The sequence below is a fragment of the Pedobacter gandavensis genome (assembly GCF_032678745.1).
GTDB classification, from domain to species: domain Bacteria; phylum Bacteroidota; class Bacteroidia; order Sphingobacteriales; family Sphingobacteriaceae; genus Pedobacter; species Pedobacter gandavensis_C.
The window spans coordinates 92392-105462 of the sequence record NZ_JAVTST010000005.1 but is presented as its reverse complement, the minus strand read 5'-3'; the positions used below and the strand labels follow the sequence as shown (position 1 = coordinate 105462).

General features: G+C 39.3%; 8 protein-coding genes. 1 reads left to right on the top strand and 7 read right to left on the bottom strand.

Going from position 1 to position 13071, the window contains the following annotated elements:
* Positions 1-109: 109 nt before the first annotated feature.
* Positions 110-4264: a two-component regulator propeller domain-containing protein gene (locus R2S10_RS16715; RefSeq protein WP_316841562.1), complete on the top strand. Its 4155-nt coding sequence runs from the start codon at positions 110-112 to the stop codon at positions 4262-4264.
* Here the strand turns inward: R2S10_RS16715 and R2S10_RS16710 are convergent.
* From R2S10_RS16710 to R2S10_RS16680, 7 genes are all read right to left on the bottom strand, one after another.
* Positions 4254-4376 (bottom strand): hypothetical protein, encoded by a 123-nt coding sequence (locus R2S10_RS16710; protein WP_316841561.1) that lies wholly within the window; start codon positions 4374-4376, stop codon positions 4254-4256. The genes R2S10_RS16715 and R2S10_RS16710 overlap by 11 nt on opposite strands.
* A gap of 95 nt (positions 4377-4471) precedes the next feature.
* On the bottom strand, positions 4472-4999 hold the full coding sequence (locus R2S10_RS16705) for a ferritin (protein ID WP_316745965.1): 528 nt from the start codon (positions 4997-4999) through the stop codon (positions 4472-4474).
* A 102-nt stretch (positions 5000-5101) separates the two neighbouring features.
* Positions 5102-5467 carry a hypothetical protein gene (locus tag R2S10_RS16700; RefSeq protein WP_316841560.1) on the bottom strand — a complete coding sequence of 122 codons (366 nt, stop codon included), beginning with the start codon at positions 5465-5467 and terminating at the stop codon, positions 5102-5104.
* Between the two features lie 462 nt (positions 5468-5929).
* Entirely contained in the window at positions 5930-7540 is a 1611-nt protein-coding gene (locus R2S10_RS16695; RefSeq protein ID WP_316841558.1) for a SusD/RagB family nutrient-binding outer membrane lipoprotein, read from the bottom strand.
* 82 nt (positions 7541-7622) lie between these two features.
* Complete coding sequence (locus tag R2S10_RS16690; RefSeq protein ID WP_316841557.1) at positions 7623-10970, bottom strand: SusC/RagA family TonB-linked outer membrane protein; 3348 nt, start codon at positions 10968-10970, stop codon at positions 7623-7625.
* A gap of 134 nt (positions 10971-11104) precedes the next feature.
* On the bottom strand, positions 11105-12088 hold the full coding sequence (locus R2S10_RS16685; protein WP_316841556.1) for a FecR family protein: 984 nt from the start codon (positions 12086-12088) through the stop codon (positions 11105-11107).
* 221 nt (positions 12089-12309) lie between these two features.
* Positions 12310-12894, bottom strand: a complete 585-nt coding sequence (locus R2S10_RS16680; protein WP_316841555.1) for an RNA polymerase sigma factor — start codon at positions 12892-12894, stop codon at positions 12310-12312.
* Positions 12895-13071 lie beyond the last annotated feature (177 nt).

The window sequence follows — 13071 nt, the reverse complement described above, 5'->3', positions numbered from 1 at the left end:
TAATGGGCAATAATCCATTTATTGACTACTTAATCTCCATCGAAATGGTACTTTTAAGCGGGATAAAATCTTCAGCACCACCAAGCCTAACCAGATTTATTATAGGGGTATGATAAAGCAAACTATTTTCACTATTTCACTGCTACTGACACAGTTATACAGTAGTGGGCAAAATTTAAATTTCAACCACCTGAAGACAGAAAATGGGCTGTCTCAGAATTCCATCTTTGCCATCACACAGGATGGCCGTGGATTCATGTGGTTTGGCTCCAGATTTGGACTCAACCGTTACGATGGCAATCAGTTTCAGTTGTATAAAAGCAACGCAAATGATTCCAGCACCTTATCCGACGATTATATCACTGCTTTACATAGTGACCGCAGAAAAGAACTCTGGGTCGGTACCGCCAATGGCCTAAACAAATTCAATCCCAAAAAAAACACTTTTGAAAGGATCTATCTGGATGGCAACAAGCACAACAAACAATATGCGCCTGTTAATGCGATCTATGAAGACCATAAAGGAAACCTATGGATTGCCGGGAGAACTGGGCTTTATCTACTAACAAACCGGAATAACAACACCTTTACTCCTACTTATAAACTAGGACTTAAAATCGGCATCGCCAATTCGGAGGTTCTAAGTATTTTTGAAGATCATCAGGGCTTTTTATGGATTGGGACCAATTCCGGACTCAGTAAACTGAGCTTTAATGGTCACCTGAAAGAACTCGCCCATTTTAGCCATAAACCGGGAATAATGCACAGCCTCAGTGAGAATGCTGTCACCGCCATCACCGAAGACGCGCAAAAGAATTTATGGGTAGCTACCGAAAGTGCTGGAATTAACTTATTCCTGCCGGCAACAAATACCTTCCAAAGGTTTTCTCATGAAGAAGGTAACAAGAACTCACTGGTTCATAATTCCGTTCGCCGGATGTCTAAGAACAAAAGCGGCGAATTATGTATCGGAACACAAGAAGGACTTAGCATCCTGGATCCGATACGCAAGAAATTTAAAACCTACCAACATTTAAAATCTGTTGACCACAGTTTAAACCAAAATTCTATTTATAGTATCTATGAAGACCATAGTGGCTCCCTTTGGATTGGCACCTACTATGGAGGAGTAAACGTAACTTATGCGCATGACACCAGTTTTAAAACGATCCAGTATAATGAGCGACTTGCCGGCATCAGCCACAATGTAATCAGCTCTATTATTGCCGACAAAAATGACAACTTATGGATAGGAACGGAAGGTGGTGGACTCAACCATATGAACCGTCAGACACAACAGTTTACAACTTATAAATTGAAGGCCAGTGACCCTGGAAGCCTGGGTTCGGATTTGGTGAAAGTGATTTACAAGGATAAAGGAGGCGATATCTGGGTAGGTACGCATGGTGGTGGGCTGAATCTTTTGGATCCACATACCCGTAGTTTCAAGCGCTTTCTCATCAACGGAGACAATACCAAAATCACCCGTTCTGAGCTGGTTGCCCTTCTGGAAGATCATAAAGGCGCATTCTGGACCGGTAGCCAGAGTGGCATCCGCATCTTTAGCAAGGAAGCTGGTCTGTTAAAGCCTTATCCCGAACTCCCTGTGTTGCACAACATCCGAAATAACAATATCAAAGTGCTGTTCGAAGATTCAAAGCAAAACATCTGGATTGCCAGTACCAAAGGCCTGTTCCTCCTTTCGCCAGATAGGCAACAACTGCAATCTTTTAAACTTCCTAAGGGAAGTAACAGCGTAAACAACAATGCCAATTATATCAATTGTATTCAGGAAGATTCAAAAGGAAATATCTGGCTGGGGCTCTATTACGGTGGTCTTAGCAAATATGACCCCAGCAAGAAGAAATTTGTTAAGAATTACACCACAGTAGACGGCTTGCCAAATGATAATGTAGTAGGAATTCTGGAAGATGAGGATCAACTGCTTTGGATCAGTACCTCTAATGGCTTAGCCAGGTTTAACCCGGAATCGCAGATTTTTCTTACCTATACCACCAGCGATGGCCTGGCCGGAGATGAATTCAATTACAACTCCTTTTTTAAAGCTAAAAACGGGATGCTTTACTTTGGAGGCTATAATGGTCTCAGCTATTTCTCCCCACAGGAAATAAAAAAGAATAGTCACCAGGCACCATTGGTATTTACAGGTTTAAAACTTTTCAATGAACCTGTAAAAATTAATGCGAAAAATGGCTTACTACATCAGGATATCAGCTTTAGCGATCACCTGACATTCTCCTACCAACAAAACATCTTTACCATTGAATTTGCGCTGCTAAACTATATTAAGTCGAATAAAAACAAATATGCCTACCGATTGGAAGGTATAAATGCAAACTGGGTTGAAAGTACCATCCCCGCAGCAACCTATACAAACCTAGCTTCAGGAAATTATATTTTATGGGTAAAAGGTGCCAATAATGATGGCATCTGGAGCAAACCTGTTAGCCTGAAAATCAAAATCCTACCGCCATTCTGGAAGAGTTGGTGGGCCTACGGGATTTATCTGCTCATTTTTGGCATGATGCTATTCTTCATTACCCGCTTTTTTTACCTCCGTGGCCTCTTACTAAAAGACGAAGAACTCCACCAGATCAAGCTAAACTTCTTTACCAATATCTCCCATGAAATCCGTACACACCTCACCCTGATCATGGCACCCATAGAAAAACTCCTGGAAGGGCAACAAGGGGATAGTCCGACTAAACAACAGTTGAACAAAGTGAAAAACAATGCAGATCGTCTCCTGAAACTAGTGAATGAACTGATGGATTTCAGAAAAGCAGAAACAAAGAATTTAAAACTAAAAGTAGCTGCCCAGGACTTTATCCCTTTTATCACTGAGATCTATAGCAGCTTTGAAGAGTTATCCAGTAAAAAGAATATCGATTTCAGCATCCAATATGATCAATCCCCGATCCTCCTTTACTTTGATAAAGAACAACTGGAAAAAGTATTTTTCAATATACTTTCCAATGCATTCAAGTTTACACCAGAAGGTGGCCGAATTGCCATAGCTATTAAAACCACATCGAAATATCTTAAAGTAAGTATCAGCGATACTGGCAGAGGAATAGCGCCCAAATATCTGGCGCAACTGTTTGAGAATTATTTTCAGGTAGAAGACCACCACATCCAAAATACCGGATATGGAATCGGACTGGCGCTTTCTAAACATATTGTAGAATTGCACAAAGGCAATATTGAAGTGAGTAGTTTACCCGGAGCAGAAAACCAGGCTGGTTTCACCTGTTTTGAATTGAACTTGTTATTGGGCAATGCACATTTATCAGAACAACAAAAAACGGTGTTAGCTCAGCAATCAGGAAAGTTAGAAACAAAACGACAGCCTGACACCAATGTTACACCTTCTATTCCATTAGCTATGGAGGCGAATATTTCAACAGCTGATACCCCACAGTCTGATCAACAGAAGAAAGCAACCGTTCTAATAGTTGAAGACAATTCCGAACTTCGAAACCTTATCAAAGAGTCATTGGAAGGCAGTTATCAGGTTCTTTTGGCAGAAAATGGCAAGTTAGGATGGGAAATGGCGACCCTGGAAATCCCCGACCTCATCATTAGTGATGTCATGATGCCAGAAATGGACGGTTTTACGCTGTGTAATCAATTGAAAACCGACGAGAGGACTAATCACATCCCTGTGTTTTTGCTTACCGCTAAGAGCAGCCAAACGGATCAAATCAGTGGCCTGAGCCAAGGAGCAGATCTTTACCTCAGCAAACCATTCAGCACTAAAATCCTACAACTTCAGGTACGCAATTTTTTAACTGCACGTGAGCACATGCGCAAAAAATACAGCAAGGGATTAGTTATGGAATCTACTCCGCTGATGGCCGACCCTAAGGACGAGCAGTTCTTATCCCGCTTGATTGGGATTATAGAGTCGCATATGGAGCAGGAAGATTTTGGTGTAGAGCTGATGGCCGACAAAATAGGAATGAGCCAATCTGTACTATATAAAAAGCTTAAGGCTTTAACAGATTTGTCGGTCAATGATTTTGCAAAGTCTATCCGCTTGAAAAAAGCAGCTGAATTGCTCTTACAAAATAGGTACACGGTGTATGAGGTTGGTTATATGGTTGGATTTTCCGACCGTAAGTATTTCAGTAGGGAGTTTAAAAAGCAATTTTCTAAAACTCCTTCTGAATATATTGAAGCGGCTAAGAAGGCTGTTCATGACAAAGCGTCCCCTCCCGAAAACAAATCATCTAGCCATTAGGACAGTTTTTGCAGCGTTTCCCTCGCAGGTATTTCTCGCAGCAAACCTTTTTCTTCTTGTCTTTTTTATCTTGTTTATCGCCTTTTTTCTTGTTTTTTCCCTTCTTTGACATCCCCCAGGTTTTATCTGATAACAAAAAAAGCACATGTGATGTTTTAACATCCGCATGTGCTTTTATAATTTTATTTAAAAGCTAATCTTTATAGACTATCCTTCTGTGTAAACGATCTGACCAACGTTTTTGTCAATCTGCCATCTTCCTGTTCCTTCTTCGCCAATTACGTCGAACAATTCTACAGCACGTCTTGCTTTAAATTCTTCTTCACGTTGTTCTTTGAAGAACCAGTTTAAGAACTCTAAAGTCACATAATCATGTTCTTTATGGCAACGTGCAGCAATGTTTTTAATAGATTGCGTTACGCTGATTTCCTGTTCTAAGGCTTCTTCAAACACTTCACGGAAAGAGTTATATTCTAACTTGATATTAGTCACTTCTGGCGATACTGCCATCCCACCCATATCAAGAACGTATTTGTAAAATTTCAATTGGTGCATTCTTTCTTCTTCAGCTTGCTTAAAGAAATAATCCGCTGAATTGTCATATCCATTGCGGGCACACCATGATGCCATAGAAAGATAGATCGAAGAGGAAAGGGCTTCTTTTTTAATCTGTTGGTTTAAAAGTGTCTCTACATCTGTGGAGATAGAACTTTTTACGCGCATGATATCTTTCATAATATTGTTTATTTAATTCCTATTGTTGATAACAAAAATACGGCTAAAAATGAACAATACTGCATTTAAAGGCAATATGGAAAGATTCTAATTCTAATTAGATCAGGCTGGTAGCCTAAAAAGACGGTCCTGGATGATGTGGTTCAGTTCCAACATCACAAAAGCCCCTTGTAAGATTTCCTTTAAAGCGATAATTTCGATTAAAGACAATACATAGCAATGGTCACAGGCACAAATAAAGATAATTTCTACGTCTGCAGATTTATCGCTCGTTAACAGGATGTTCTCGATATCAATCAGGTAAACTGCTTTTCTTAATTTCAAAAGATTACGGTAATCAAAACGGGCAAGTTTTCCGGCAAAATCTATATACCAGCAGTTCTCACTGTCTGATTGATAAATTGAACCTTTAGTTGTACTAAATACTTCTTCAAAATGGATTGGAGATGCGATAGCTGTCTTTTGCATGTATTGAACCTTGTTGATATACAAAGGTTGTTATTATTTAGATTTAATCCAAATGAATAGATAAAAAAAATAAAACAGCCTTTATTCCTGAACAAATAGCCTAGGCCAGCCAGCATATTTATAACAGATCAATTGAATTATTACCCATGTTAAAAAACTTTGTGAAATTGTCAGAAAGTTCAGCGTTTTTGTCAAAACCCTTATTTTTAAGGAATAAGCCTCAAATTACTGTATTCACACTGCTTTTCGAGCTATGTAGCTAGCCATCAAATTGTAATCTCAATTCAATAATTTAAATTCTGATTTTCTAAGAAAAGAATTATTTCTACATTTGTCCTTGAGAGCGTTAATTTAAACGGGGGTGAGTCGGAGGACTTGCTCCCGTTTTCCTTTTTTACAGCTTTTTCTAAACAAAAAAATCCCCGCCGAAGCAGGGATTTCATTCAAGAGCGTAATTAACAATTATTGCTTATCCCACCATACTCTGGAGGTCAGTAAATCACCACCAGGAATACCAGCTATCGCAGCATTGTAATTCTCTGAATTAGTAGCGGCCTCGGTTACCGGATAAGGGAAGCGTCTTGGGATAGTACCATTTGTTGCATTTCCAGGATAAACAACCGGAGTCAACACAGGAAAACCTGTTCTTCTCCAGTTTGCCCAAGACTCATAAAAATCAAGCTTGGTATTGTTTAATACCCAATATTGAGTGTTGATCATCTCCAAACCATTTGCTGGGTTATAAGGATGTGCATCTACATAAGCATTAGCTACCGTTTCAGTAATCGCAGCTGCGGCATCATACTGCTTAAGAAATGTAATACCTGCTACTACCCCTTTACGGTAATGATCAGCTGCACTTCCTGCAATACCAAAGCGTTGAGCGGCATCAGCCAGCAACAATTCAGATTCAGCATAAGTCAATACGAAAGTAGGTCCGTTTTTCTTGATCAATGCCGGACTTGGAGAAGAATAATCGATAAAAGCAGTAAAAGAAGGATCCAGTGTAATTCCTAGACCGGCAACAAGACTCTGGTCTTTTCCATTAGGCATTCCTTTTTGTGTTGCAGGATTTCTATTTGGGTTTAGGTTCTGGTCTTTGGTATCCTTATCTGCGAATAAATTCGTTACGGCAATTACTCCTAAGCGAGGATCAGCATTTCCTTTAAGTTGATCAATAAAAGATTTAGACCATTTGATGAAAAACTGCTCTTGCCCACCATCACCAGATAAAACCTGAGAATTTCTGTTCATTGTAGTTCTACCACCACTCAAATCTCCCATGATAAAGGCATTGTCGTCATTATCGATCATCGTTTTACCGACTACCTGATTCACATAATTCTGTGAAGTTGCAGGATCAATTTTACTTAAACGCATCGCCATCCTAAGAATCAAAGTATTTCCAAAACGTTTCCATTTCTCTGTATTACCACTATAGAATACATCAGCAGCTGGTTTATCCGCTGTAGGATCCAATGCTGCTACCGCCTCGGTTACTTCTTTAAGCATATCCATATAAATGTCTTTTTGCTTATCATATTTCGGCTTATAGTTCTTTTCCAGGAAGCCTAGTCCAGCTTGAGAATAAGGCACATCACCATAAAGATCTGTAATGCGTTGAAAGATCAATGCCCTCATGATCCTGGAGATCTGGTATAGATTTTTATATTCTTGTTTACCCTTAGTATTGGCTAATAAATCCACTATTATCCTCACTTGCTCTGGATAAGCACCATCACCGCTGGTAATAGTATTGGCAGAAAAGCCCCAATAAGCAGCCGTATAACCAGGATTTAGATTATACTTATCACCTGCCCAATAATTGATCACAGATGATAAACCTTGCATCATGGTGGAGCAATAGATCAAATTTGCTCTCCAGGTATCATAACCAAGATCCACACTCCCTGAGTAACCAAGCTGTGCGCTGGTCAGCAAAAAATTAGGATTAAAGGTTTTTGGATTATAGGTAGACGGATCGGTATTAATCTTATCGTAATCTTTTCTGCAACTTGAAGCAAGCGTCAGGCAAATGATTGCCATTGTGCTGTATTTAAATATCTTTTTCATCAGAATCTTTTTTTATATCGTTCATGAAACCGGCCTGATTGCTGCAGGGTTCATATAGAATTTTGTTATTTGTCAGCTAATTTTAGAATTTCACACTTAGGTTTAAACCGAAGGTTCTGCTCGCAGGAACACCACCCAATTCTAATCCTTTAGCATTATTGGTATAATCAGATTCAGGATCTATGTTATCCGTTTTTTTGCTGATGTAAAATAAGTTACGGCCAACAAAGCTCAGCGTTGCTCCTTTAATTACATTATTGAACATTTTACCAGGGAAGGTATAACCAGCCATCACCTGACGGAATTTGATGAAGTCGGCGCTCTGAACAAAAATACTGGATACATTATCTGCCAATGTGGTATAATAAGTATCAGCAACATCACCTAAAGCCTCACGATTTTCCAATGTTCCTTTATGTAATCCAAAAGTATAGGCATAAGAATCTGTTGCAGAGTAAATTTTTCCTCCAAATTTACCATCGATCATGAAGGAGAAGTTGAACGCCTTATAAGAGAATTCGTTATTCCATCCACCTACATATTTCGCATAAGCACTACCATAAGCTTTCAATTCTCCTCTTAACGGGATACCATTAGTACCTATGGCAATTTTTCCATTGGCATCATATTTATAATCAAATGCCATGATCTGACCGAAAGGTTTTCCAACAATCTGTTGTGTAAACGCAGCACCAGTACGGGAAGTTGCACCAGGCAGGTTCAATTGTCCAGGAGCCAATGAAACTACAGTATTATCATTAACCGATCCGTTGATAGAGGTTGTCCAGCGGAAGTTTTTTGTTTGTACAGGAATACCACTAATTAAGGCCTCAATACCTCTGTTTCTTAATTCCCCGATATTCAGGATTGCACCACCATATCCAGCAGTTAAAGAAGCCGGAGCCTGTACAATCTCATCTTTCGATGTTTTAGTGTACCAGGTGAAATCGACAGTTAGGCGATTGTTAAACATTCTCACATCTGTACCAATCTCAAACTCTGAAGCGATAGAGGCTTTTAAGCCTTCATTCGGAACATAAAGGTTAGAAATTAATCCTAAAGGACGACCATTAAGAGTGGCATTGTTAAAGCTGTAAGCCAATTGTGTCTGGTATGGATCCGTTGCCTGTCCTACTTGAGCAAAACCTACACGAAGTTTACCAAAGCTTAACCAGTCGTTTTTAACAAATTCCGAGAACACGAATGAACCATTTACTGAAGGATAAAGTGCATTCAAAGCATTGTTTTTACCTGGAGTAGCCAGGGTAGAGAACCAATCGTTACGAATCGATCCACTTAAATAAAGGTAGTTTTTATAACTTAAATCTAAAGTACCATAGATGGAAGCCACTTCTGATTCACTAGGTCTGTAAGTTGGTGCCTGGTGTATTTTTGCATTATTGATTACATATTGAAAAGGAATAACGAAATCATTTCCATTCAAGGTAAACAGCTCCGATTTTGTTCTTCTGTAACTACCGCCAATATTTGGGTTAATAGTGAAGTCATTAATCTGAAATGATTTACCGGTTAACACATCAACATTGATATCAGAGAATTTGGTAGTAGATTCTTGAATTGAACCATTTGGACGATAGGCCGTTCCTGTAGGCACAACCTGAGTATAACGATCCGTATAAGCATCACGTCCCGCACGACCTTGAAGAAAGGCACCATTATCAAAGTTATAACGAAGGCTTACAGAAGATAGTAAACGTTCTCTTTTAGTATTGTTAATAAATTTTGTAGCTGCAAAATAAGGGTTTGTAGCAAAAGCATTAGAAGAATAAGCATATTCTGAACCATTCTCTTTAACTGCCTTTTTTAAAGTCAATACATCTAAACTGGTTGGCAATAAGGTTACGTTGTAACTCGCATTACCAGCACCATCACTTAAAAAAGGACGGTTTTTAGCTTGTTCAAGGATGTAATTTGCTCTTGCATCAACCGTAAGGTGTTTATTGATATTGTAGTTCCCATTCAGGTTAAAAGATTGTCTGTTCAATCCCGATCCTGGAGTAATTGCTCTATTGGTCAGATCACTACCCGAAAAACGGATAGATCCACCTTCAAAACTTTTATTAAAAGCCAGGGTATTAGTAGCAGTTGATCCTGTTCTGAAAAAATTATTAATATTATTCTTTTGCGCAACATAAGGACGGGAAACGCCATCAAACTGCACAACGCTACTGCCATCTAATTTGGCGCCCCAACTTGCCTGACCTGCCTGAAAAGCAAGTGCTGCCGTTGTTGGTTTGATGCCATCTGAACCATTTCCATACACGTACTGCCAATCAGTCTGGTCAATTACCTTTTCCAGTACATAGTTGGAATTGAATTCAATTGAGTTTCCTTTACCGCTTTTGGTAGTGATCAGGATGACACCTGCCTTACCTCTTGAACCATATAACGCCGAAGCTGCTGCACCTTTCAATACAGAAATGGTTTCAATATCATCTGGATTAAGGTTACCAATTGCATCTCCAAGATCTGGAACGTTATCGTATTGATTTCCAGGTGCCGAGTTTGGTTTATTTTCCATCGGAATACCATTCACAACGTACAATGGCTGATTAGTCTGTGAAATACTGGATACCCCACGGATAATCACATTGGAAGAGGCACCAACACCACCCGCAATAGAGTTCACGTTTAATCCGGCAACTTTACCCACTAAAGAGTTGATCACGTTCTGTTCTCTCGCTTGCGTTAGGTCATCCCCTTTTACTTCCGTTACAGCGTAACCCAAAGCTCTTTTTTCTTTCTTAATACCTAATGCGGTCACGACAACCTCACTTAATAATTTTGAATCTTCATCCAATAGGATGTTTAACGATGAAGGACTAGTAATCGTAACTTGCTTAGTAATATAACCTAAGTAACTAACTACTAAAACATCACCTATATTGGCATCGATCACAAACTGACCATTTGTATTGGTGCTTGCGCCGATTTGTGTTCCTTTCAGTAAAATACTCACCCCAATTAAAGGCTGTCCGGTCGCATCTCTTACCACACCATTGATCTTAATGCGGTTGGCGTTTGCTGCCGACGACATGCTCAAATTTGGCATACTTGCTATGTTTTCTGCTACGCCAACGTAGTTTCCAACCAGACGGAATTCTAACTGTGTTTTCTCGCGAAGCTTCGCTAAAACATCAGCCAGTTGTTCATTCTTAAAATTAAGGGTAAGGTTGGGCAGGCTACCCAGAACTTCTTCGTCATATACGAAGGTCACATTTGCCTGTTGTTCAATCTTTTTAAAGATTTGTTTAACGCTAGCTTTTACCACTTTAAAGCTCATTTCCTGGGCTTTTGTGGGGCTAGCCATCAATAGTGTAGAAAAACACACTTGTATGCCAATAATAATTGTAGAAATGCGCATGCATTTTCGGAGTATAGGCAATACTTTGCCGTAAAAATTTATCATATTTGTTTTGGTTTAATTTTTTAGACTACAGCCTACTGTCTATGGGTCTCAAGCATGTACACAGTGGCTACCTTATTCCGGGAGCATATTCATGTTCCCGGTTTTTCCTTTCTTAGCTACTAAGCAGGAAGATCTTACTTAATGGTTATCCGATCATTGGCGATATGATATTTGAAATGTTTTGTGAATCCTAGCATAAACATGATCTCTGATAAATGCTGATCTCCAAGGGTAATAGAAATCCTTTCCTCATACAGCGATGGGTCTTCTGCAATTATTTTGACTTTATATTTTTTCTCTAATACGCTAAATACATTGGCCAGCGTTTCCTGCTCAAAGACAAGCTTGCTGTTACACCAGGCATTTACAGCGATTTCAGGTGCTTTTGCTTTAATCAGGTGGTTTTGAATGTCACTCAGTACGACTTGCTGCTTAGGAAGCAGCATCACCGCCGGCTTTTCTTCCGGACCTTTTAAAGTAATGCCTACCTTTCCGGTTACGACACTCACTTTTGTACTGCCTTCTTTTTTATAAGCACGAACATCAAATGAAGTCCCTAAAACCACCACATTCAGGCTATTGGTTTTTACAATAAAAGGTTGACTCTTTTGATGCTTTACCTCAAAAAAAGCACGCCCGTCAATCAACTCCACGGTACGATTTGCTTTACTAAACTTTTTTGGATATTTGAAGACAGAGCCGGAACTCAGCCATACCTTAGAACCATCTGGCAATAGGAGTTCCATGATTTTATTTCCTGGAACATTCACCATTTTTTTATTTACCTGGTCGAACTGGTCAACACCCAGCTGCCAGCCAAAAAATACCAGAGCCAGTACAGCCGCCGCTGAAGTTATTTTAAACATCAAACTGCGAATAGAAAATTGCTTTTTAACAGGAACCTCCATGGGCTTCACATTTAAGAACCCCTTACTTTTTAGGTTCTCAAAAAGTCTTTGCTTCACCTCTTCTTCAGTTTCTGGTGTTTTAGTATCGACTTTTTCCAACCATCCCTGATCAGCGGCATCATACCATTGATTAAGCAGTGCTTTTTCTTCAGCACTAGCTTCTCCGGCGAGATATTTTTGTGCCAATATTTTCAGTTCGTTTCTATTCATCTGAATTTAATAACCCTCATTTCTCTTATAGAGTCTACTGGAAACAAAACACCCTTAGTCTAAAAAAAATATTTTTTAACAAAAGATTCTTAGCCTGTATTTATAGAAAAAGGAATATGACTTGTCCTAAAAAGATCCTACAGAAAAGACATCGCTGTGTAGGGAACTTTGAATTATTGAATGGCAAGGAAAAGAAAAATTAATTAAACCGTTGAAGGAAATTAACGGAACACGATCATCATGTACAGCACAACAAGGAAATGAAGTACATCCCCCACATTAGACCTGATGATACGAAGCGCTTTGGTGAGGTGAGCCTCTGCAGTTTTTTGAGACATGTTAAGCTGAGCAGCAACCTCGGCAAGAGACTGGTCCTGCAATTTATTGTATTGAAATACCAGGCGGCATTTTTCGGGTAACTTATTCGACAACTGGGTAATAATTTCTAATAGAATTTTATGGTCGATATCAATTTCTGAAGTGGCATTGGCAGTTAAGAGCCCCACAATATTTTCCTGTTGTTTAGAGCGTTTTTCTTTGGAGAGGTAACGGAAGACTGCGTAACGGGTCATCGCTGCAAGGTAGGATGGGATACATTCCATATTTAACCCTTCCCTTTTTTTCCAGATCATCAGAAAAACATCCTGAACAATTCCTTCTGCTGCTTCCTGATCTTTTAAAAGCTTGTGCGCAATGTAATAGAGTTTGTCCCAGTACCGGTTGTAAATTTCTGTAAAAGCCAGCTCATCACCTTGCCTAAGGCGTAGCATGAGTCCATCGTCCGAAGTTGAATGGTTAGCGTTCACAGTCTGGTTAGAAATTTGGTTAGTTGTTGAAAAACGAATCTAACATAAAAATAACAAAAAGTGTAGTTAACAAATAAATATTTTGTGTTGTGTATAATAAATTGCACAGTATGCACAACTAATTTTAGCTGTAATCAATTAAATCGCGGGCCTCCCCGCGATTTAAAGAAATATTTA